A 21,561-nucleotide genomic window follows, 5' to 3' on the forward strand; every position below is an offset into this window, starting at 1 on the left:
GCGTTATGGGAGGATAAATCTTGTCTGCAAAAGTGCCGTTTTCATTACTGGAGCTTGCCTCGGTCCGTGAGGGCGATACCGTGGGCGAGACGCTGGCCAACAGCGTTGCCTACGCCCGCCATGCGGAATCGCTGGGTTTTCAGCGGTTCTGGCTGGCGGAGCACCACAATATGCAGGGGATCAGCAGCGCCGCGACTTCGGTGTTGATCGGGCATATTGCCGGGGCGACCGAATCCATTCGGGTGGGGTCCGGGGGGGTGATGTTGCCGAATCATCCCCCGCTGGTGGTTGCCGAGCAGTTCGGGACCCTGGAGAGTCTCTATCCTGATCGGATTGACCTGGGCCTGGGCCGTGCGCCGGGAACCGATCCAATGACTAGCCGTGCCCTGCGTCGTGAAGGTCTGGGGGCGGAGCAGTTCCCCCAGGATGTGGCGGAGTTGCAGCGTTTGCTCGGGCCGCTGGATGCGTCACGGGCTGTGAACGCGATTCCGGGGGCGGGCACCGAAGTACCGATCTGGTTGTTGGGCTCCAGTTTGTACAGCGCGCAGCTGGCCGCACAGCGTGGCTTGCCCTATGCCTTTGCCGGGCATTTTGCGCCGCGGTTGTATCGTGAGGCGTTGCGTATCTACCGGGATCAGTTTCAGCCCTCTGCTCAGCTGGACAGGCCCTATGCCATGTTGACGGTGCCTGCGGTGCCGGCGGATTCCGATGTGGAGGCCCAGTACCTGACCACCACCAGTTACCAGCGCATTCTGGCCCTGTTCCGTGGCCAGCCTTTGTGGATGAAGCCGCCGGTACAGAGCATGGACGGATTGTGGAATCCACAAGAGGAAGTAGGGGTAAAAGATTTCCTGGGCTTGCAGTTGCTGGGAACGGCAGCCTCTATGCAAGGACAACTGGATCAGTTGCTGGATTCGGTAGAGGTGGATGAGCTGATGGTGACGGTGGATTTGTATGATCCGGTGAAACGCCGCCATGCGCTGGATATTCTGGCGGCGTTGGAGCAGTTTCGGACGATGTGATACGTCTTCGCTTTTATTGCGTACCTGGATGTCGGATTACGCCTTATAGGCTAATCTGACCTACGGTCCGAGATCCGCCAGTGGTTCCTGCGAAACCTGCCGAGCGCCACGAGAGCAGTAAGCAAAGCAAGGGGCAGGCTACCGCCTCCACTACTGCTTCCTCCTCCACTGCTTGCTCCGCCGGTTTCTGTATTGCTGCTTTGCGTGACCTCAAAACGGCGAGCATAAATATCCGGCGCGTCGTCATCATTCGCTATCCAGCTTTCCCAGGTAACGATGAGCGAGTCATTGCTGTCTGTGGCAAGAGCCACATGGTTCTCTTCAGGCGTGGTGTAGGTGGATGCTTGTTGAGGGCCGCCTATAAGGCCGTTGACCGTGAGCTGTTGAGTGTAAAGAGTTTTATCGTTATATCCGCCGTTGCGGTTCCAGACGATAAAGGCATTGCCATCCTTGCCCTTTGCGATAGCCGAGATGGCATTATCTTCCTGCGTTTGTTGGCCCATGACGCTGCCAAGAACCCCGGTTAGCGAAACAGACCGTGCCATTGGGTCCCGGCTTCCATAATCACCGCTGTCCCAGGCTGCGATGAAGTGGTTTTCGTCTAGTGTGGCCGCGTGAACGTCGCTAGGGTAGCTGCCCACATCGGTTATGCTAAACAGGGTGGATGTTTCGCCTATCGGATTATCATTCGCAGCGAAAAGCGCGCCTCTAATAGCGTAATGCGGTGACGTTTCTTCTCCGGTTTTCTTGCCCTGCATATCTGCGCCCCATACGAGGAATATCGCGTTATCGGTATTCAGGGCAACGGCTGGAATAGCCCCCAGGTTGGTGAGCGGTATAGGCTGCGGGACGGTGACTCCGCTATTTGTGGCGTTGCCGCTTTTGCTATAACGCCGGAATGACAGTGTCTTGCTATTTATAGGCTTGCCCCGTGTAGTGGGAAAAGTTTGCCAGGCAATTACCAGACCGGTGTCGTTGTGGGCGAGGGCGGGTAGCGCTTCTTTGCCGTCGGTATTTGCAACGGTGACAGGCTCACCTGTTGGAGAGCCGTCGTTATTGAAGAATTGAAGCACCAGATTGTAGTCGTTATCGGTGTCACTGATGGGATCGCCGGTTTCCGACCAGGCGAGGGCAAAATCACCATCGTTCCACATGGTCATTGCAATGTGTGGGTAGTCGTTCTGTTCAGGAATGCGGGCGATATTTTGGTCCGCATCGACCAAGACTTTCTCTGGGCCAACGGTCTCACCAAATTGATTATAAAATTGGCCTTTAATGGTTGGGCCAACATCGGAGAGGCGGTTTTGAGAGGTCCAAACGATCAGTGTCTGATTGTTCCCGTCTACGGCTATGTGCGGTGTTGCTTCGTAACCGGATGATGAGGTGTTAACGAGGTATTCGGGGCCTTGGGCTTCCAGGTTTGCGAAACTGGGCGCCGCTGCGATGAATAATAAAAGTGCAATTACAGTACGTTTCATACGGTGCCACTGCATACTCAGCATGATTTCCCCATGTTTGGATTCGTCGTTTTAATTGGGGCGAAAGTATAAGGCAGGAGCGCACTTTCTCTTGTCAGCCATGACTTACAGGCGCGGCTAAAATTTATTTTCGGATAGGAGGATTGTGATCTATGTCACTTCTTCTTGCTGAAGAAATAATAATACAACGTGCCACCACTAATGTTGACGCAAGCGCACGCCCAGCAGCAACGCCATGAGCCCCAACCACAGTGACGCACCACCGCCCCCGCTGCTGCCACCTGCCGCTGTGTTAACGCTGGCGTTGTACTGCACGGTGATGTCGGCTTCTGTGTCGGTGTCTCCAGGCAGGTCGCTCTGATCGGCGCTGGCGTTGAAGGTAAAGGTCTGGCTGATGCCGGTGTCAGTGGTGAACTCCAGGGTCAGGGTCTGGTTTTGTTCCGGGTCGAGATCGCCGACAGGGCAGAACACCGGATTGCCTTGTTGGCAGCCCAGTTCCGCGCCGTTGACCAATTGAGTATTGGCAGGGAGCGGGAAGCTGATGCCGGTGTTGGTGGCGGCATTCAGCGGAGAGCGATTGCTCAGGGTTAGCGTTAGCCTGGCTCGGGTGGGGCTGCTGGTCTGTTGGGCGGCGGACAGGGCCAGGTCGGGATTGTCGGAGAAGGCGATTTCCTGTACCCGGTCATCGTTGCGGCGGCGGTAGTCGTTTTCATCGGCACTGGCGCTGAGCGTGAGGGTCACGACCTGGTCGGTGCCACTGCTGTCCGTCACCTCCACGCTGCCAGTGCGGGAAGCGCCTGCGGCCAGGCTGCTGGCCACGGTACAGCGGGTAGCGGAGGACAGGGCGCTGCAACCGTTCCAGTCAAAGCGGGCGCTGGTGGTCAGGCTGCCGCTGAGCGCTCGGCTCACTGTGGCGTTGGTGGCGGTATTGCTGGTGCTGTTGTTGCGCAGGGTAGCGGAGATGATTTGGGTGCCGTTCAGGGGTTGATAGTAGCGGGCCGTGTTGGCGCCATTGACGGTCATGTCCACCAGCGGTACTCCGCCCAGCGTGGTCAGTCGTTCGATTTCGGCGATTTCAGTGGTTACATGGTTGTACCCGGCAGGGGCGCCGGATGCACAGTTTTCCAGGCCGAAGCTGGTCAGGCCCACCAACCAGGGGTTGGGTTCTTCGCCGATAAACAGGGGGCCGCCGCTGTCGCCGAAGCAGGTGTCCTGGTTGATGCCGTTGATGGGGTTGAGCTCAGCGGCGCAGATGGTCGATGCCGGAATCGACAGGGTGGATCGCTCATTGCAGATCGTTCTGGGAATGTAATCCAGTTGCACCTCGCGCAGCCGTGTACTCAGGTTGCCGCTGCCCGTTTGGCCCCAGCCCAGGGCCGTTACCGCTTCGTCACGTTGGTTCAACGAGCGACTTTCCAGTTCCGCAAAGGTGCCGTTGTCCGCCAGGCTGGGCCATTGGTTGTTACTGGTGGCAGGTATGCGCAGCAGGGCCAGATCGTGAGCAAAGGAAAAATTGTTGTAGCTCTGGTGGCGGTAAATACCCTCCACCGCGATGCGTCCCGGCTGGGGGAAGGTGCCTTTGCGTTCGGTTTCGCCGATATAAACAAATATGCGGTCGGCGGTGGCCAGGGCATCGTTCTGGTACTGGGTGCAGTGATGTGCCGTGAGCACCCAGCGCGGGCTGATCTGGCTGGCACCACAGAGCAAGTAACCGTTGTCTAAATTGGGGTCGTCGATGGCGAGTTGTGTCATCCACGGCCAGAAGCCAGAGGGAGCCTGATTGCCCCCGACAATACGCGGGCTGGGGCCGTCGGCGGCGAGCAAGAGCGTGCCCGGGGCGGTCAGCAGACAGACGAGCAGGGCTGCGGAAACGGTACGAAGGGGCATGAAGGCGGCCTTGTCATTGTTTACGCCAGTTTAGCGCAAAGGGTGACAAGGCTGTGTGAGCGAAGCGTGTTTTGTTTGTTTCCGGTGCCCTGTGGCGGTGGTGTGCCGACAGCCAGCCGTTGGGGCTGGCCTTGAGGGTTCAGTTCATCGGTGGCGCATGGGCCAGCCAGTGGTTGTCCTCTTCCGTGGTGCGGGCCATGGACGTCTGCAGGTGAGAGAACGCCTGCTCCAGGGCCGCGTCGCCATCGGTCAGCGTCATCACCGCGGCGCGCAGGCCCGGGTGCCGGTCGCGCAAGTCATTGAGCAGCTGCTCGGCGGCGGCTGTAGCGGTGCAGGGCAGTAGCAGGGCCAGGTGTTGTTCATCGTAGCGGGCCGCCACATCGCTGCGGCGAATGCGCTGGGCGACCCGGTCGGCCAGGAGTGGCAGTTCGTTGTGCTGCACCAGCGCCAGGGTCAGCGGCGAGGAAATGCGATCGTGCAGGGGCACCAGCCAGCCAGCGGTACTGACCAGCGCTTCGCGGCTGATGAAGTCGGTATCCGGGTCACGCCAGGTGGCTTCCAGTGCGGCTCGGGAGAGGTGCTGGTTGCGCCAGATCATCAAGCCGAAGTAGAGCATGCAGGCGCTGAGTGCCGCCACCAGAAACAGGCTGGCAGAAGCCGTAGGAGCACTGGCATAGCTGAGCCGGATGGGCAGGACAAAGGCCAGCACGATCTCCGCACCGATGAGCATGATCAGAAAACGTTTGAGACCGTGCAGCAGGCCGTTACTGAGCACGGCGATAAACAGCAGTGCCATGGTGGGAGGCGGATCTCCCGCATCCAGCAGCAGCACGATACCCAGGGTGAGCAGGTCCAGTGCGGAGGCAAAAGCGTCGGCATTGACCGGGCGCCAGATCAGCAGTAGAAGCTGGATGCCGATATAGGCGCAAAACAGCAGCCACGGAGTCGCCTTGGGCAGGGTGAAGAAGAAATGGTCCGCGTGGTGGAAATACATCACGGCGAGACCGGCAAACAAGGCCCGCGCCAGATACTGCATCAGTACCACCCCCTGATCCGAGGTGATACGGCTTGAGGTGTTCATCATTGAGTCGATCCCGGGTTTATTAGGGGGCCTATGTTGCGGCACCGTGGCAGCGGAATAAAGATGCCCGGCAGTGTAATCTTGTTAAAACTGTACGTTGAGATGAATTTGCCGGTCATGGTTTCGACCTGAAGAGTGAGTATTGTAGGCGCCGGTGAATATTCCTGCACCGTAAGGAGGCACAGTGGATCACAGTGTAAATGCACCATTGCGTGATGATGTCCGTCTGTTAGGCGATTTGTTAGGTGAATGTCTGCGCCAGCAGGCGGGCGACGCCATGTACGAGACGGTGGAAAAGATTCGCCAGGCATCGGTGGCAACCCGCACCGGCGGGGGCGAGTCACTGGCGTCACTGCGTGACCTGCTGTCCCCCCTGGACGATGCTACTCTGCTGGAAGTGGCACGCGCGTTCAGCCAGTTTCTCAACCTGAGCAATATTGCCGAACAACATCACCGCGAGCGGCTGCACCGTCAGCACCAGCGGTATCCAGGCGATGCGGGCACCGATCAGGGGCTACAGGATGTGTTGCAGCGTCTGGCGGATAACCAGATTGCGCAATCGCAGATCTCGGGCACGCTGGAAGACCTTTCCGTGGAGCTGGTGCTGACCGCGCACCCCACCGAGGTCACTCGCCGTACCCTGATTCGCAAGTACGATCAGATGGCTGACCTGCTCAGCGAGCTGGACCGTTCCGATCTCAATGATGACGAGCGTGAACTGCGCCGTGAACGGCTACGCCGGGTGATCCTGGCGGCCTGGTGCACCGATGAAATCCGCCGTGAAAAGCCGACCCCGGTGGATGAAGCCAAATGGGGCTTTGCCACCATTGAGCAATCCCTGTGGCAAGCCGTACCGGATGTATTGCGCCGGCTGGAAGCGCAGTTGGCCGAGCAGGGCCTGCCCGCGCCGCCAGCGGATTGGGCGCCGGTGAGGTTGGCCTCGTGGATGGGCGGTGACCGGGACGGCAACCCCAATGTCACCGCCCCGGTGACCCGCGAAGTGCTGTTGCTGGCTCGCTGGATGGCGGCGGATTTGTACCTGCGGGATGTGGAAAATCTGCTGGCGGACCTGTCCATGAAAGCTGCCAGTGACGAACTACTGGCGGCCACGGGCCCTACCCACGAGCCGTACCGGGTGTTGTTGCGCGACGTGCGCAGCCGCCTGCGCTTGACCCGCCGCCAGATGGAAGCCCAGGTGGAAGGCTTGCCGGTGCCGGAGGGGGACGCGTACCTGCGTCGCGAAGAACTGATGGCGCCACTGCAGATGCTGGACCGTTCGCTACGTGCGGTGGGTTTGAGCGATATCGCCGATGGTGATTTGAAGAACACCTTGCGCCGCCTGAACTGCTTTGGGATTACCCTGTTGCGGCTGGATATCCGCCAGGAATCCACCCGCCACAGTGAGGTGCTGGATGCGATCACCCGCTATCTGCAGCTGGGCAGTTACAACGACTGGGATGAAGCGGCCCGCCAGGCGTTTCTGGTAGACGAACTGCAGGCGCGCCGGCCGTTGATTGATGCCGCGTTCCGCGATAGCGAACACTGCACCCCCGAGGTAGCCGAAGTGTTGGCCACCTGTGAGGTGATCGCCGAGCAGGGCAGTGAAGGGCTGGGAGCCTACGTGATTTCCATGGCGACCACGCCGTCCGATGTGATGGCGGTGATGTTGCTGCAGAAGATCGCCGGTGTCCGCGAGCCCATGCGCGTGGTGCCGCTGTTTGAAACCCTGGACGATCTGGACGGCGCCGAGCAGACCATGTCGGCCCTGTTGGCGTTGCCGTTCTACCGGGAGCGAGTCGCCGCGGGCCAGGAAGTCATGATCGGCTATTCCGATTCCGCCAAGGACGCCGGTTTTCTCGGTGCTGCCTGGGCCCAGTACCGGGCCCAGGAAAAGCTGACGGCGCTGTTTGCCGAGAACGCTATTCCGCTCACCCTGTTCCATGGCCGGGGTGGCTCCATTTCCCGCGGCGGCTCGCCCACCCGCATGGCGTTGTTGTCGCAGCCGCCGGGATCAGTGGCCGGGCGTATCCGGGTGACGGAGCAGGGTGAGGTGATTCGCTTCAAATATGGCCGCCCGTCGGTGGCGGTGTTCAACCTGGAGCAGTATGTGGCGGCCACACTGGAAGCCACCCTGTTGCCGCCCCAGGCGGCGCGGCCGGAGTGGCGCCAGCAGATGCAGGCGCTGACCGATACCTCTGTGGCGGGCTATCGCGGGGTGGTTCGCGATGAGCCCGAGCTGGTGCGTTACCTGCGTACCGTGACGCCGGAAACCGAATTGTCGCGATTGGCGCTGGGCAGCCGTCCGGCCCGCCGCAAATCGGATCAGGGCATCAGCTCGTTGCGGGCAATTCCCTGGGTGTTCGCCTGGACCCAGATCCGCCTGATGCTGCCTGCCTGGCTGGGCACCGGTGCCGCCCTGGAAGATGCCCAGAACGATGCGGCACAGAATGGCATGGTGCGGGAAATGGCCAGCGAGTGGCCGTTTTTCCAGGGCGTGGTGGATATGCTGGAAATGGTGCTGGCCAAATCCGACCTGCGGGTGGCGGCCTGGTATGAAGAGCGCCTGGCTGGCGATGATGCCGGCCTGATGCGTTTGGGCGAAGTGCTGCGCGAGCGGCTCACCGCCACAGTCAGTGCCCTGTCAGCGCTCACCGGCCGCGAAGATCTGCTGGATAACAACCCGGTGATGCGCTGGTCCATCCGCGTGCGTGACCCGTACACCGACCCGTTGCATTTGCTGCAGGCAGAGCTAATGGCGCGGCTACGTCAGCAGGACGGCGACGAAACGCTGGAAAGCGCCTTGATGGTGACGATCGCGGGGATTGCGGCAGGACTGCGCAACACGGGGTAAAGGCAATTGACAGCTGACAGCTGCGCGAAATCGGCTGTCTTGATTTGAAACGGAAGAGGCCGCGCCCAATCCTTGGACGCGGCCTCTTGGCTTCGACAGGCATGGCAACGCAATCGCGACGTTTTTGCCTGGTGACTATTCACTGTCCACTATCTTCGAATGACTGCCGTCGCAGATCATGCCTTTGCTGCTGTGTTTACAGCCGCAGAAAAACACAATCCTGTCCCGCGTGGCGGTGTAGGGCACCGGAGCGAAGCCGGTGCCCTTGTGGCTGCCGTCGCAATAAGGCTGTGTCTGGCTCAGGCCGCAGGCGCACCAGTAGACCGTATCGCCTTTTTTGACGGGTAGCGGGAACGGTACGGTGTGGGCGATGCGGGGGGTGTCCATGGTGCTCTCCAGGGGGCTTTCGTTAACGTCAAGCGCATTTTTCGTGTGTCGCGCAAATGTCATGCAAATGTCACTGCCTTGCCACGGCGGCTGACGACACTGGCCGAAACTGCCAGTGGAGTACACTATGCTTGCGCAAGCTGCAGGAAAGATCAAAGCGTTAAGCCCGCAATTGAAAGGGGCCTTCGCCAAGCCGTTCGTGGCCACCGCCGAGATTCTTCGCTTTCCCCGTGATATGGCCGCCGAGAGGGCGCTTGAGGCCCCAGCGCCGGGTCGTTTCACGGCCTATTTCACCCGCTCGCGCCGCGAGATTCTGAAAATCCAGCGCCTGCGCTATCGCATCTTTTCCCAGGAATACGGCGCCAGTTTCAGTGCCCCATTCGGGCTCGACCGGGACCGCTTTGATCGTCACTGCCTGCACCTGGTGGTGCGTGATAACCGCAATGGGGAAATCGTGGGTTACACCCGTGTGCTGCCTGGCGATCGCTTGCACCGGACCGGGGGTTTCTATTCCAGCGGTGAATTTGATCTGACCATGCTGGGTCGACTGGATGGCAAGCTGGCAGAGATCGGCCGTACCTGTATCCACCCGGAACACCGCAACGGGGCCGTTATCAGTGTGCTGTGGGCGCGGCTGGCGCAGTACATGCTGGAAAACGATGTGCGCTACCTGCTGGGCTGCGCCAGTATCGCTCTGAGTGAAGGCTATAACGTGGCAGCGGTTAATCAGCGTATCCAGGCGCGCCACCTGAGCCAGGCAGGGCATCGCGTGCAGCCGCATCTGCGCTTGCAGGCGCTGCCAGGAGATGCCCAGGCGGATAGTGTGAAAATGCCTCCGCTGCTCAAGGCCTACCTGCGCATGGGGGCTCAAGTGTGCGGTGAACCGTGCTGGGACCCGGATTTTAACTGCCTGGATTTCTTTGTGTTGATGGCGGTGGAGGACTTGCCCGCCCGTTATGTGCAGCACTTCATGCAGCCGGCCCAGGCGGTGTAAAGCCGGTTGGCAATGCATCGTGGGCAGTTGACGGCTAACGGGCGGGATAGATGAGCGAGATGAATCATAGCGCCAGCGTTTGCGCGTATTCCGAGGGTGGGCTCTGGCCGCAACTGCGCCGAGTGGGGCGGGTGATCCGCGTTGCACTCTATCTGTTGTGGGGTTTTGTGCTGGCGTTCTTGCTGGGGGCGTTCTGGTCTCCGTATCGGCCTGTGGTGCTGGCGGCGAAACAGCGTTGGTGCCGGCATTTTCTGCGTATCCTCGGGGTGGAGTTGACGGTCACGGGGAGCCGGGTGGAAGCCCCCGTGTTTCTGGTCAGCAACCATGTGTCGTGGCTGGATATTCCTGTGATTGCCAGCCAGCGGCATCTGTATTTTCTCTCCAAGGCGGAGGTGGGTGACTGGCCGTTGATCGGCACACTGGCCCGGGCCATGGGGACCCTGTTTATCAAGCGCGGCAGTGGTGAGTCGGTTCACAAGGCCCAGGAAATTGCCAGCCGCTTGCAGCAGGGGCACACGGTGCTGGTGTTCCCGGAAGGAACCACCACCGATGGCTCCAGCCTGCGCCGCTTTTTTCCGCAATTGTTTGATGCCCCCTTGCTGGCGGGCGTGCCGGTGCAACCGTTAGCGGTACGCTACCTGGATAACATGGGCGCTCCGGACCGGGGCCTGGCCTTTATTGGTGACGATGAGTTTCATCATCACCTGTGGGCCATGTTGCTCCGCCAAAAAATCCGCGTTCGCCTGCACTTCTGTACGCCCCTGGATGGTGAAGGCATGGACCGCAAACAATTGTGTGCCCAAGCTTACGAACGGCTTGAGGGGCAATTGAAAGTTCAAAGTTGAAAGCTTAAAAGCGCAAGAACGTTCAACTTGTCTCTCGGCTCTCCCTGCCTGTCGTCTCGCTTTGTTGTAGCATTGGCGCATCAATTGCCCAGGACCGCTTTCCATGACCCGCGCCAGTGAACTGAAAAAATCCGACGTTATCGAAGTCAACGGCACCCTGTATGCCATCCGCCAGATTGAGGTGCAGTCGCCTTCTGCCCGCGGCGCGGCCACCTTGTATAGGGTGAAGGCCAGTGCGGTTGGCGGTGGTCCCAAGTTTGAAGAGCGCTTCAAGGGGGATGACGACGTGGCCACGGTGGAGCTGCAGCGCCGCCCGGTGCAGTTTTCCTACGTGGACGGGGATGACTACATCTTCATGGATAACGAGGATTTCTCCCAATACTTGCTCAAGCAGGAAGATATCAGCGATGAGCTGGCGTTCATCACGGAAGAAACTGAAGGGGTGTTGGCCCTGAGAGTGGAAGAATCGGTTATCGGCCTGGAGCTGCCGGCGTCGGTGGTACTGGAAGTGACTGAAACCACCCCGGCCATGAAGGCTGCGTCTGCATCCGCCCGCACCAAGCCGGCCACCCTGAATACCGGCCTGGTAGTGCAGGTGCCGGAATATATCGTGGAAGGGGAAAAGGTGCGGGTGAATACCGCCGAACGTAAATTCATGTCCCGGGCCTGATTGCCAGCAGATGCGGTTATCTCCCCTGTGCAAGTTGCCTGCTGTCGCTGTGTTGTTGCTGTGCGGCGTTTTGGCGGGGTGTCAGGTGGGGTATTACGGCCAGGCGGTGAAAGGCCACTGGTCGCTGATGGGCAAGCGCGAGCCGGTGAGCACGGTGCTGGCGGATGCCAATACGTCGCCGGCACTGGCCGGCAAGTTGCGCTTCAGCCAGCAGGTCATCGCGTTTGCCGGTGAGGACCTGTTGTTGCCGGCCGACGATGTCTACCACCAGTATGTGGCGCTGGAGCAGGATGCGGTGGTGTGGAATGTGTTGGCGGCACCGGCATATTCCCTGGCACCGAAAACCTGGTGCTACCTGATGATTGGCTGTGTCAGTTACCGGGGGTATTTTGACAAGGGGCGTGCTACCCGCGAGGCGGAGGCACTGGCTGAAGACGGGATGGACACCTTCGTGGGTGGCGCCATTGCCTACTCCACCCTGGGTTGGTTTGCCGACCCGCTGACCACGCCCATGCTCGACCGATCCCGCCCGTCGCTGGCGCAATTGCTGATCCACGAGCTGGTGCACCGCAAGCTGTATATCAAGGATGACACCCGTTTCAATGAATCCCTGGCGACCCTGGTCGGCCGGGAGGGCGCAGTGGATTATTTTGCCCATAGCGGAGAGCCGCTGGCGGCGGACTACTGGCAGCAGCGCGAACAGGTGCAGGATGCCTTTATGGCCATTGTACAGGCGACGCGTGGGGCCCTGAAAACACTGTATGCGTCGCAGCAGGATGAAGACGCGCTGGCGCGGGAGAAAACCCGTATCCTGCAGCAGGCCCGAGACCGCTTTGCCCGCGATAGCCAGGCGCAACCGGCCCTGAAAGCCTACGCGGGGTTTTTCGACGGGCGATTGAACAATGCCCGCCTTAACGGCGTCAGTGACTATAACGATTATGTGCCGGCCTTTGCCCGCCTGCTGGACCAGTGTCGGCGGGACTGGGGCTGCTTCTGGCAACAAGTGGATAACCTGGTGGCCATGAAGGATACGCAACGCAAACAGGCCCTGGAGGCACTCGCATGGAACTGATTCGCACCCCCCAGGCAGAGCTGGCGGACCTGATTGAACGCACGCTGAAGCGCAATGGTTTTCAGGTGGACCGTCATGAGGACGAGGGGCAATTCGTGCTGGGGGTCCCCGATGCGGAGCAATACCCCCATGCGCGCCAGCTGACCGCGGAGCTGATTGCCGACTTGAAACGGGGCCAAAGCCAACAGGCTGTGGAGCCCCTGACCGGCCAGCCGCAGCCATTGTTGTCTGGTGGCTGGCTAGCCAGCATGGGGTGGGTGACCAGGATTGGGCTGGTGCTGTGTGTGGCCATCTTCCTGACCCCTTATCTATTCGGTGACGGGGTCTATCGTGCCTTGCTGTTCCCCGCGTCCATGGAGGGATTGACTAGCCAGCCCTGGCGCTTGATCACCCCCATGCTGCTGCACTTTTCCCTGCTCCATATCATCTTCAATTTGCTGTGGTGGGCGGATCTGGGGCGCTTGATTGAACGCCATCAATCAAGCGCCCAGCTGCTGCTGGTGACGCTGGTGACGGCCGCGGTGTCCAATGTGGCTCAGTTCTTGTACAGCGGCCCCATGTTCGGGGGCTTGTCCGGCGTGGTGTATGGTCTGTTGGGCTACCTGTGGATCTTCGGGCGGCTCAATCCCGGGGCCGGGTTTGCTCTGCGCCGGCAGATTGTGGTCTTCATGCTGGCATGGATGGCAATTTGTTTCGTAGGGCTATCGGATGTGGTGGCGAATGCGGCGCATCTGGCCGGGTTGGTAAGCGGTTGTTTGCTGGGTGGCATTTTCGGCATGGTGCGGCGCAGCCAGAAGAGCAGGGCGGTTTGAGTTACCCCCGGGGGGCTGCTATAAAGACAGCCAAAACGATGAAGTCACAATAATGAAAGGATGCCAGCGACCTATGCAGTGGCGCTCTGTACCTTACTGGGTACCTTCTCTCTTTTTCGCAGCGGTGGTTACCCTGCAAGGCTGCTCTCTGGCCCATGTTGACGACAACCTGCCCTATGGTGTCCTCAACAACAATGACCTGCAGCTGGTCGAAGACGGCCTGCCCACCTATTTGTTGATGGTCGATGGCCTGATTGAGAACTGGCCGGAAAGCGAATCCCTGCTGAGTAGCGGCGCAGACCTCTACGGTGCCTACGCTGGCTTGTTTGTGGAAGACCCGGAACGGGCCCGCAAACTCAGCAACAAGGCGCTGGAATACGGTTTTCGCGCTGCCTGCGCCCACCACAAGGATTACTGCGATTTGCGCAGCCTGTCGGTGCCCGAATTTGAATCCCTGCTGGATGATGCCGGTAAAGGCGATGTGCCGGTGCTGTTTTCCCTGGGCAGCGCCTGGGCCGGTTATATCCAGCAGAACACCAGTGACTGGAATGCGGTAGCGGAACTGGGTCGGGTGGAAGCCATCATGGTGCGCATCGTGGCGCTGGATGAAGGCTACCAGTACGGCCAGGCACATATGTACCTGGGGGTGCTGAACAGCATCCTGCCGGCATCGCTGGGTGGCAAGCCGGAACAGGCCAAGGCGCATTTTGAAGAGGCGGTATTGCTGTCCGACGGCAAGAACCTGCTGGCCCAGGTGCTGTATGCAGAAAAGTACGCGCGTCTGGTGTTCGATCGGGAGCTGCACGACAGCTTGCTCAATGAGGTGCTGGCGGCGGACCCGGATGTCCACGGCCTGACCCTGCAAAATACCTATGCGCAGCAGCAGGCTGAAGCCTTGCTTGCCGACGCGGATGATTATTTCTAGGAGTGTTTATGCTGCGCCTTGTCACTGTTCTGATCGCGCTGTTGCCGCTGGTAGCCACCGCTGCGACCACCTTGAAAATTTCCACTCTGTATCCGGATGGCACCACCATCGTCACCGGCCTGAAAAAAGCCGGCAAAGACATTGCGGCGCAAACCGAAGGCCGGGTAAAGCTGAAAATCTACCCTGGTGGGGTGATGGGGGATGACCGGGCGGTAGAGCGCAAAATCCGCATCGGCCAGCTCCATGGCCTGGTGGCCCAGGGCGGTGCCTTTGCCTCCGCTTACAAGGACAGTCAGATTCTCAACGTGCCGCTGGCCTTCAACAATTACGATGAAGTAGACGCGGTGCGCAGCGAGTTGGACCCGGTCATCCAGAAAGGCCTGGAAGACGGCGGCTGGGTCAGCTTTGGTCTGCTGGATGGCGGCTTTGCGTATGTCATGTCTGAGCAGCCAGTGAAAAGCGTATCCGATCTGCGTGAACAGAAACTGTGGTTGCCGGCCAATGATGAAGCCTCTGCCAAGGCGGCCAAGGCGTTCGAACTGTCCCCCATTTTGCTCAACATCGGTTCGGTGCTCACCTCCCTGCAGACCGGTGCAGTGAATGCCTTCGCAGCCCCCCCGGTGGCGGCCCTGACCCTGCAATGGTATTCCCGGGTGAACTACCTGACCGACATGCCGCTGCTCTATACCTTCGGCATGCTGGGTATCCATGAAAAATATTTCAAGCGTATGAGCCCGGAAGATCAGCAGGTGGTCCGTACGGTACTGGAAGCCACCTTTGACAAACTGGATGCGCAAAGCCGCAAGGAAAACCTGAGTGCCTTTGCCGCTGTCCAGCAGCAGGGGCTGGAAGTGATCAAGCCCAGCGACGAACAACGCGAGGAATGGCACAGCTACGCCGAGCGCGCTACTGCAGAACTGGTGGAAGAAGGCGAAATCAGCCAGGCCATGCTGGATCGACTTAACGGCATTCTTGCCAAGCAACGCGACGGGCAATGATGGCAGCGCTATTACGTGGGGTGCATCGCACCCTTCATCATATCGAGGACGGCCTTATCGTGGCCGTCCTTTTGTTTATGATCCTGCTGGCGGTGGCGCAGATTGTTTTGCGTAATTTCTTTGGCACCAGCCTGGTATGGATCGAGCCGCTGCTGCAGAACGCGGTGCTATGGATTGGCTTGCTGGGCGCGATGATAGCCTCACGTAATGACGAGCACATCCGCATTGATGTGGCCTCGTCACTGTTACCGGAAAAGTACCATCCCTTCCTGACCACCTTCGTGGATCTGTTCACCGCCTTTATCTGTCTGCTGGTGGCCTGGTATAGCGTGCACTTCGTAATCGAAGAGTATGAGTACGCTTCGCCGGCATTTGCCAGTGTGCCGAGTTGGTTGTTGCAAGCCATTATCCCGGTGGGTTTCTCGGTCATGGCTCTGCGCTACGTGGTGCTGTTTGCCTTGGGATTGATTGGCAAACGGCCGAAAATGCAGGAGCCGACGCCATGATCATTGCGGCGATTGTCCTGCTGGTGGTGTTGGCGCTGATGGGCGCTCCTCTGTTTGCCATTATTCTCGGCGCAGCCGCACTGGGTTTCTATACCCTGGAAATCGAGCTGGCGGTGCTGCACATCGACATCTATCAGCTGAGTAATTCCGTCGTGCTGATGGCGTTACCGCTGTTTACCTTCGCCGGCTTTTTGCTCAGTGAATCGAAAACCGCCGATCGCATGTTGCGGCTCAGCCAGGCCGCGTTCGGCTGGATGCCCGGTGGCATGGCCTTTGTTGCGCTGATTGCCTGTGCGTTCTTCACCGCCCTGACCGGCGGCTCCGGTGTCACCATTGTGGCACTGGGTGCGCTGTTGCTACCGGCGCTGGTGAAAGGCAATTATCCGGAAAAATTCAGCCTCGGTCTGGTGACTTCCTCGGGGAGTCTGGGGTTGTTGCTGGTGCCGTCGGTACCCCTGTTGATCTACGGCATTATTGCCCAGCAAATGTCTCAGCAGCTGGAGATGCCGACGGTAGAAATTGTCGATCTGTATCTGGCTGGTCTGTTGCCTGCGCTGCTGATGATCGTGCTGCTTTACGGTTACTGTGTGTGGGCCACGCGGGGCACCGATGTGCCTCGGCAGGCGTTTGATTTTCGTGAATTGGTGGATGCGCTCTGGGAAGCGCGCTGGGAGCTGCCGCTGCCGCTGGTGGTGCTCGGCGGGATCTTCTCCGGTTTCCTGGTGATCAGTGAAGCGGCGGCGGTGACGGCGCTGTATGTGTTGGTGGCCGAGGTGTTCCTGTATCGGGAAATCTCGCTGCGCAAGCTACCGACAATCATGCGCGATTCCATGATCATGGTGGGCGGTATCCTGCTGATTCTGGCGGTGGCGCAGGCCTTCTCCGATTACCTGGTGTATGCCGGTGTGCCGGAGAAATTGTTCGAACTGATCCAGACCCACGTTGAGAGCAAGATTACCTTTCTGATCCTGCTCAATATCCTGCTGCTGTTGCTGGGCGCGTTGCTGGATATCTTCGCGGCGCTGGTGATTATGGTGCCGCTGATCCTTCCGGTGGCGTTGCGGTATGGGATTGACCCGGTGCACCTGGGGATTATCTTCGTGGCGAACATGCAGATCGGCTACATCACTCCGCCGGTGGGCATGAACCTGTTTATCGCCAGTTACCGCTTCAAGAAGAAAGTCACCGAACTGTTCGCGGCGACGGTTCCTTTCATGCTGATATTGATCATTGCCTTGTTGATGATTACCTATATTCCGCAGCTCAGTCTCTGGTTGGTGCGGTAAAGGGCAGTTAATAGTTAACAGTGAATAGTTAATAGTTGCGCGGTCAGCGGTTGTTGATTGCTGGAAACGAGGAGGCCGCGTCCATTATCTGGATGCGGCCTCTTGCGTTTCAGTTGGTTGGTGAAGGAAAAACGTTATTTTCGTAGGGTTTTTACTTGGATGCTTTTGCCTTGCCCTTTCTGAATCTGGAACCATTTTGGGTAGGCACGAATCATGTCGCTGAGTTTCTTGTGGCCGAACAGGCGGGTGTCAAAATCGGGTTTGCGCTTGCTCAGGTGTTGGCCCACCGTGCCCAGATTGGCCCAGTCGTCCTCATCGGAAATATCATCGATCACGTTGGCGATCAGTTGCAGCGGCGGTGGCTCCTTGCTGACAGGTGTTTCTGCCTGGGCGGGGGCATCGGGTTTGTCTGAGGTGCTCTCGGGGGCATGGTCGGAGCGCAGCACTTCGGTGTAGATAAACTTGTCGCAGGCGGCCACGAAAGGCCCCGGTGTCTTGCGTTCACCGAAGCCATACACGGTCAGGCCTTCCTCCCTTAACCTTGCCGCCAGGCGAGTGAAATCACTGTCACTGGACACCAGACAGAAGCCGGAAAGCTGTTTGGTGTAGAGCAGATCCATGGCGTCGATGATCATGCTGCAATCGGTGGCATTCTTGCCCTGGGTGTAGGCAAATTGCTGGATCGGCTGTACGGAATGTTTCAGCAGCACGCTTTTCCAGCCACCCAGATTGGGTTTGGTCCAGTCGCCGTAGATTCGCTTGACGCTGGCGGTGCCAAATTTGGCAATTTCCTCGAACAGTCCGTCGACGATTTTGGGGGGTGTATTGTCTGCATCGATCAATACCGCCAACGATGTGGTGCTGAGCGGTGGGGAGTCCGTGTCACTGTTTGCGCCTGCCATGAGCCATTCCTTTTCCTGCGGTATCCTCAACATAACGGATTCGGCAGGGAAGCGACATGGGGTGAGCGAAACGGGCGCCGGTGGGGCGCTTGAGCCGCGCAGCGAGTGACGAGTTTCGAGTTACGAAAGGCAAAAACCAAAACCGGGATCTTTGGGAGGGCTTTCGAAACTCGCTTCCCGCGACCCGCAACGGTCTTGTTCGCGCCTCATATCCGCAGGGCATGGGGAGCTTCGTTTCTAGCGGTTTGTTGGTCAGCCATTCATCTCTTTTACCGATTTTTTATAAACGAAACTGGCCATGGCGCGCAGGGGCATCATGCGGATCCAGATGCTTTGCAGGGTGACAGACAGGCCCGGCAGGGCGTAACGCTTGCCCTTGTTCAGGGCGGCGTAACCCGCTTGAGCCACCTCCTCCGGGGTGGCGATTTGTGCGGAGACAAACTCTCTGATGCCACTGGAGGATTGGTGTTTGCTTTCGGCGGTATCCAGAAACGCCGTTTTGGTAGTGCTGGGGCAGAAGCAGGTGACCTGCACACCGTAGGGTTTCAGTTCTTCCTGTAGCGAGGCGCTCAGGTTAATCACGAAGGCCTTGCTGGCGCTGTAGGCGGCAAAGAAGGGCATGGGGCAGAATCCGGCCAGGGAGCCGATGTTCATGATTTTGCCTTCGCCGCGGGCCTTCATTTTTGCACCCACCAACATGCATAGCTTGCTGAGCAGGATGTTGTTCAGGGTAAGCATGCGCTCCAGCTTTTGGCTGTCCTGTTCCACATGTTCACCCATCATGCCGAAGCCCACGTTGTTCACCAGCACGTCCAGCTCGATGTCTTCACGATTCAGCCACTGGATGATTTCTTCAGCGGCACCGGGTTGTGACAGATCCATCTGCACCGGGCGGTAATCCACATCAGCTCGTTGGCTTTTTAGCTGCTGCCCCAGTGCATCCAGTTCCTCTTGAAGCAGGCTGAACACCAGGATGCGGTAACCGTCGGAATTAAACAGCTTGCAGAATTCCCGACCAATGCCGCCGGCGCCGCCGGTGATCAAAACGGTTTTTGTCATTGTTGTTCTCCTGTCAGGCGTTGCCGGGTGGGTTGTCTGGACCGAGCTGAAAAGGCGAAATAATCATGCTGCCGGAGTGTTCCCGGTGGTACTGCTCACGGGCTTTCCACACCTTGCCGTAGCGGTAGAACGGCACGGTGGGGTAGAGGTGATGGACCAGATGATAGTTCTGGTACATGAGAATCGGCGTGAGCAGCCACTCCTTGCCCATGCGCATCAGCGCGGTGGTGTTGGGGTTCTCATCCTGACGGCCCGTATGCGGGTAGTGCGGCAGCACCATGAACACCAGGCACATCAAGTAGAACGAAATGTAGGAGGGGATCAGCCACAGCATCAGCGCTTCGTAGGGCGCCCAGAGAAACAGGGCGGTCAGGGCGACGCCGGCCACGGCCAGTTCACGCCAGACTTCAGTCGGCTTCACGTTGGGCAGCACGTCCGGTTTGCGCAGGAAGTTGATCAGGTAAATGAAAGGCCAGAACCCCCACAGCGGCATGGTCCACAGGCTGCTGGCCATCCAGTGATCCGGATCCTTCTCCGGGTCGTTGGCGAAACGGTGGTGGCGCATGTGCAGCAGACGGAACATTTTGCCCTTGCCAAAGGGCACGGCCACAAAGGTGGCAATGGAGAGGATCAGGTCGTTGTGCTCGGACTTCTGCGCCGCCGCCCGGTGGATGGCTTCATGGGCGGGGGTGAACATGATGTAGCCGCCAATGCTGTTAATGATCAGGCCAACCCAAGCGGGCCACAGATCATTCAACACCATGACCCAGCTGAGGATGTTGGCACCGTGCGCGAGGATCATCAGGGTGACTGTGGGCCAGGCGATTTTGGGCGACACTTTCAGCCTGGCCAGTGTTTTCAGGGCGTCGCTATCGGTTGTTGTACTTGTCATGGCAGTCTCCCGCTTAGTCTGAAAACACAGTGTTTACCGTTGGCAAGGAAAAGGTAAGAACCGAAATTGCCATCAGGGGGATAAAAAGTGACAAAGAACAGCAGCAAGCCTCAAGCTACAAGCTGCAACACGGTACAGGCCCTCGCACCAGCAGCACTGTGCTTGCGAATTCAGGTCTGGCGCGGGCACTGCCGCCGCATCCCGACCCCTTTCTCCCGCGTTGCAGCTTGTAGCTTGAGGCTTGTCGCGTTGTTTTATTCCCGCCGGAAGCTGCCGGGGGTGGTGCCGAACCAGCGCTGGAAGGCGCGGCGGAAGCTGGCCACGTCGGTGTAGCCCAGATCTTCGGCCACGGCGGCCATGGTGTAGTGCGGCAGCCCGAGCAGTTGGGCGGCGCGGCGGCTGAGAGTCTGGTCACGGAGCTGCTGGAAGCGGGTGTTTTCCTGTTTGAGTTTGCGGATCAGGGTGCGTGGGCTCATGTGCAGCTGATCGGCCACGGTATCCAGGCTGGCCTTGCCATGGTGTTGATGCAGTAGCGCCAGCACCTGGTCGCTGACGGTGCCACGGTTGCGCAGTGCTTCCTGGCGGGCCTCGCATTGCTCGATGGCGATCCACAGCAGGTCTCGATCATGGCTGGGCAAGGTTTCATCGCCGTAGCGGGCAGGCAATTTGATGGCCGTGTAAGCCGCGTCAAAGACCAGCCGGGTGCCGGGGAAGGTTTGTGCGTAACACTCCGCGTAGTCAGGGGCCGGGTAATTGAAATGGACTTCTCCCCCGTCAATCGATTTGCCGCGCAATACCACATGGCAGGCGAACGCGGAGGCCATGACGGATTCGACCAGAAACTGCACGTTGTCATCCAGTGGGTAGGCGAATTCCTGTCGCAGCGTAATGGTGTCCTGCTGTTCTTCAAACACCGTGGTAAAGACTTGTGTGCGGGTGTTGATGAAGCGGGCAAACAACTGCATGGCATCGCGCAGGGTGGGGCTGGCCATGGCCGCCATGCCCATGGGGCCGTGCATGGCGGGGAGGGCACGCAGGCCGGTTTGCAGTGCGATATCCGGGCGGTCGCTGAGCTGGCGGGCATTGCTGATTAACTGGCGGGCGCCGGGCCAGTCGATGAAGCCATCGCTGTGCTGCAGGGTGTCCACGTCCACCCCGGTATCGGTTACCAGTTTTTCCAGGCCGCCCTGATCCAGGCCCAGGGTCTGGGCAATCATGCGGCAGTAGGTCATGGCCAGATCCGGTGTCATTACCGCGTGCCCTGGTGATCGGGTGGTGTGGCCATGTAACCGGCGACCATGCGGGTCAGCTCGTTGGCCAAATCGTCCTCGCGAATCAGGCCGTTGTTCTGGCTGATATGGCGGACCATGGTGAACAGCACACTGTTGGTGACGATAAACACCCGCACCTCCAGATTGCGAATCGGGTAGTCCCGATAGTGACGCAGGAAGTAGAGCCTGGCCAGATCCATGAAATGCTGCTGCAAGGTATTCACGACCCGGTCGGTGGGTAGCCGGTGCCAGTTGCGTACCAGCTCCAGGTAGAGCCCGTCGCGGGAGTTGAGCACGGCGAAACCAAACCGGATGGCGCTGCTGATCATTGCGTTCATATCCACATTATCCAGCAGCGGCAAGCGCTTCAGGCCTGCGCCGATATCGTCTGCCAGGCTCTCCATCAGCGCCTCGATAAGGCCGTCCTTGTCGCCGAAATACTGGTACAGGGACCCTACGCTGACGCCGGCCACTTCGGCGATGCGGGCGGTGGTGGTGTTGTCCAGGCCCTGCTGCTGGATGACTTTCGCGGTGGCGTCGATCAGTGCTTTTACCAGCTCCCGGGAACGCTGCTGTTGGGGACGTTTGCGCATGGAGCCTCTAATGCGAATTGAATGCGAATA

Annotated in this window: 20 protein-coding genes; 11 read left to right on the forward strand and 9 right to left on the reverse strand. The window is 59.3% G+C overall.

The features are described from left to right. Nucleotides 1-17: 17 nt before the first annotated feature. Nucleotides 18-1,022 (forward strand): LLM class flavin-dependent oxidoreductase, encoded by a 1,005-nt coding sequence (locus F1529_RS08495; RefSeq protein WP_370457070.1) that lies wholly within the window; start codon nt 18-20, stop codon nt 1,020-1,022. A 50-nt stretch (nt 1,023-1,072) separates the two neighbouring features. Here F1529_RS08495 and F1529_RS08500 read toward each other — a convergent pair whose 3' ends face one another. The 3 genes from F1529_RS08500 to F1529_RS08510 form a co-directional block, all read right to left on the reverse strand. Then, nucleotides 1,073-2,524, reverse strand: a complete 1,452-nt coding sequence (locus F1529_RS08500; RefSeq protein WP_155133730.1) for a hypothetical protein — start codon at nt 2,522-2,524, stop codon at nt 1,073-1,075. Between the two features lie 174 nt (nt 2,525-2,698). Further along, complete coding sequence (locus tag F1529_RS08505; protein ID WP_155133733.1) at nt 2,699-4,387, reverse strand: trypsin-like serine protease; 1,689 nt, start codon at nt 4,385-4,387, stop codon at nt 2,699-2,701. Nucleotides 4,388-4,526: 139 nt separating this feature from the next. Then, nucleotides 4,527-5,471: a hypothetical protein gene (locus F1529_RS08510; protein WP_007150986.1), complete on the reverse strand. Its 945-nt coding sequence runs from the start codon at nt 5,469-5,471 to the stop codon at nt 4,527-4,529. A 181-nt stretch (nt 5,472-5,652) separates the two neighbouring features. On the opposite strand from F1529_RS08510, the gene ppc reads away from it, so the two are divergent. Continuing rightward, on the forward strand, nt 5,653-8,319 hold the full coding sequence (gene ppc / locus F1529_RS08515) for a phosphoenolpyruvate carboxylase (protein ID WP_370456982.1): 2,667 nt from the start codon (nt 5,653-5,655) through the stop codon (nt 8,317-8,319). Nucleotides 8,320-8,454: 135 nt separating this feature from the next. Here the strand turns inward: ppc and F1529_RS08520 are convergent, their stop codons facing one another. Beyond that, entirely contained in the window at nt 8,455-8,706 is a 252-nt protein-coding gene (locus F1529_RS08520; protein ID WP_155133736.1) for a CDGSH iron-sulfur domain-containing protein, read from the reverse strand. Between the two features lie 127 nt (nt 8,707-8,833). Between F1529_RS08520 and F1529_RS08525 the strand changes: the two genes are divergently transcribed. The 9 genes from F1529_RS08525 (at nt 8,834) to F1529_RS08565 (ending at nt 16,814) form a co-directional block, all read left to right on the forward strand. Beyond that, entirely contained in the window at nt 8,834-9,700 is an 867-nt protein-coding gene (locus tag F1529_RS08525; RefSeq protein WP_155133739.1) for a GNAT family N-acetyltransferase, read from the forward strand. 50 nt (nt 9,701-9,750) lie between these two features. Then, nucleotides 9,751-10,545 (forward strand): 1-acyl-sn-glycerol-3-phosphate acyltransferase, encoded by a 795-nt coding sequence (locus F1529_RS08530; RefSeq protein ID WP_155133742.1) that lies wholly within the window; start codon nt 9,751-9,753, stop codon nt 10,543-10,545. A 103-nt stretch (nt 10,546-10,648) separates the two neighbouring features. Then, a complete protein-coding gene (gene yeiP, locus F1529_RS08535) occupies nt 10,649-11,215 on the forward strand; it encodes an elongation factor P-like protein YeiP (RefSeq protein WP_007149168.1) in 567 nt (188 codons plus the stop codon). A 10-nt stretch (nt 11,216-11,225) separates the two neighbouring features. Continuing rightward, complete coding sequence (locus F1529_RS08540; protein WP_155133745.1) at nt 11,226-12,287, forward strand: aminopeptidase; 1,062 nt, start codon at nt 11,226-11,228, stop codon at nt 12,285-12,287. After that, complete coding sequence (locus F1529_RS08545) at nt 12,278-13,099, forward strand: rhomboid family intramembrane serine protease (RefSeq protein ID WP_007150573.1); 822 nt, start codon at nt 12,278-12,280, stop codon at nt 13,097-13,099. The genes F1529_RS08540 and F1529_RS08545 overlap by 10 nt, the downstream gene beginning before the upstream one ends. Before the next feature lie 73 nt (nt 13,100-13,172). Beyond that, the gene (locus F1529_RS08550) at nt 13,173-14,024 is read left to right on the forward strand and encodes a TRAP transporter TatT component family protein (protein ID WP_155133748.1); all 852 of its coding nucleotides are present in this window, start codon (nt 13,173-13,175) and stop codon (nt 14,022-14,024) included. Between the two features lie 8 nt (nt 14,025-14,032). Continuing rightward, nucleotides 14,033-15,022 (forward strand): TRAP transporter substrate-binding protein DctP, encoded by a 990-nt coding sequence (gene dctP / locus F1529_RS08555; protein ID WP_007148727.1) that lies wholly within the window; start codon nt 14,033-14,035, stop codon nt 15,020-15,022. A gap of 59 nt (nt 15,023-15,081) precedes the next feature. After that, nucleotides 15,082-15,528 carry a TRAP transporter small permease gene (locus F1529_RS08560; RefSeq protein ID WP_370456983.1) on the forward strand — a complete coding sequence of 149 codons (447 nt, stop codon included), beginning with the start codon at nt 15,082-15,084 and terminating at the stop codon, nt 15,526-15,528. Then, nucleotides 15,525-16,814 (forward strand): TRAP transporter large permease, encoded by a 1,290-nt coding sequence (locus tag F1529_RS08565; protein ID WP_155133751.1) that lies wholly within the window; start codon nt 15,525-15,527, stop codon nt 16,812-16,814. Before F1529_RS08560 ends, F1529_RS08565 begins: the two co-directional genes overlap by 4 nt. A 134-nt stretch (nt 16,815-16,948) precedes the next feature. Here the strand turns inward: F1529_RS08565 and F1529_RS08570 are convergent, their stop codons facing one another. The 5 genes from F1529_RS08570 to F1529_RS08590 form a co-directional block, all read right to left on the reverse strand. Next, on the reverse strand, nt 16,949-17,716 hold the full coding sequence (locus tag F1529_RS08570; RefSeq protein WP_039926941.1) for an NYN domain-containing protein: 768 nt from the start codon (nt 17,714-17,716) through the stop codon (nt 16,949-16,951). 252 nt (nt 17,717-17,968) lie between these two features. Continuing rightward, on the reverse strand, nt 17,969-18,775 hold the full coding sequence (locus F1529_RS08575; RefSeq protein ID WP_155133754.1) for an SDR family oxidoreductase: 807 nt from the start codon (nt 18,773-18,775) through the stop codon (nt 17,969-17,971). Nucleotides 18,776-18,788: 13 nt separating this feature from the next. After that, nucleotides 18,789-19,667, reverse strand: coding sequence for a fatty acid desaturase (locus tag F1529_RS08580; protein ID WP_007148407.1), 879 nt, complete (start codon nt 19,665-19,667; stop codon nt 18,789-18,791). 254 nt (nt 19,668-19,921) lie between these two features. Then, nucleotides 19,922-20,917, reverse strand: coding sequence for an AraC family transcriptional regulator (locus F1529_RS08585; protein WP_155133757.1), 996 nt, complete (start codon nt 20,915-20,917; stop codon nt 19,922-19,924). Then, nucleotides 20,917-21,531: a TetR/AcrR family transcriptional regulator gene (locus F1529_RS08590; RefSeq protein WP_155133760.1), complete on the reverse strand. Its 615-nt coding sequence runs from the start codon at nt 21,529-21,531 to the stop codon at nt 20,917-20,919. The genes F1529_RS08585 and F1529_RS08590 overlap by 1 nt, the downstream gene beginning before the upstream one ends. Between the last annotated feature and the right edge of the window lie 30 nt (nt 21,532-21,561).

The organism is Alcanivorax sp. VBW004 (assembly GCF_009718865.1).
Lineage (GTDB): Bacteria > Pseudomonadota > Gammaproteobacteria > Pseudomonadales > Alcanivoracaceae > Alcanivorax.

Coding starts and splice junctions, on each gene's coding strand:
- F1529_RS08500 (WP_155133730.1), bottom strand. CDS start 2,524: ATGCTGAGTATGCAGTGGCACCGTATGAAACGTACTGTAATTGCACTT.
- F1529_RS08505 (WP_155133733.1), bottom strand. CDS start 4,387: ATGCCCCTTCGTACCGTTTCCGCAGCCCTGCTCGTCTGTCTGCTGACC.
- F1529_RS08510 (WP_007150986.1), bottom strand. CDS start 5,471: ATGATGAACACCTCAAGCCGTATCACCTCGGATCAGGGGGTGGTACTG.
- F1529_RS08520 (WP_155133736.1), bottom strand. CDS start 8,706: ATGGACACCCCCCGCATCGCCCACACCGTACCGTTCCCGCTACCCGTC.
- F1529_RS08525 (WP_155133739.1), top strand. CDS start 8,834: ATGCTTGCGCAAGCTGCAGGAAAGATCAAAGCGTTAAGCCCGCAATTG.
- F1529_RS08530 (WP_155133742.1), top strand. CDS start 9,751: ATGAGCGAGATGAATCATAGCGCCAGCGTTTGCGCGTATTCCGAGGGT.
- yeiP (WP_007149168.1), top strand. CDS start 10,649: ATGACCCGCGCCAGTGAACTGAAAAAATCCGACGTTATCGAAGTCAAC.
- F1529_RS08540 (WP_155133745.1), top strand. CDS start 11,226: ATGCGGTTATCTCCCCTGTGCAAGTTGCCTGCTGTCGCTGTGTTGTTG.
- F1529_RS08545 (WP_007150573.1), top strand. CDS start 12,278: ATGGAACTGATTCGCACCCCCCAGGCAGAGCTGGCGGACCTGATTGAA.
- F1529_RS08550 (WP_155133748.1), top strand. CDS start 13,173: ATGCAGTGGCGCTCTGTACCTTACTGGGTACCTTCTCTCTTTTTCGCA.
- dctP (WP_007148727.1), top strand. CDS start 14,033: ATGCTGCGCCTTGTCACTGTTCTGATCGCGCTGTTGCCGCTGGTAGCC.
- F1529_RS08565 (WP_155133751.1), top strand. CDS start 15,525: ATGATCATTGCGGCGATTGTCCTGCTGGTGGTGTTGGCGCTGATGGGC.
- F1529_RS08570 (WP_039926941.1), bottom strand. CDS start 17,716: ATGGCAGGCGCAAACAGTGACACGGACTCCCCACCGCTCAGCACCACA.
- F1529_RS08575 (WP_155133754.1), bottom strand. CDS start 18,775: ATGACAAAAACCGTTTTGATCACCGGCGGCGCCGGCGGCATTGGTCGG.
- F1529_RS08580 (WP_007148407.1), bottom strand. CDS start 19,667: ATGACAAGTACAACAACCGATAGCGACGCCCTGAAAACACTGGCCAGG.
- F1529_RS08585 (WP_155133757.1), bottom strand. CDS start 20,917: ATGACACCGGATCTGGCCATGACCTACTGCCGCATGATTGCCCAGACC.
- F1529_RS08590 (WP_155133760.1), bottom strand. CDS start 21,531: ATGCGCAAACGTCCCCAACAGCAGCGTTCCCGGGAGCTGGTAAAAGCA.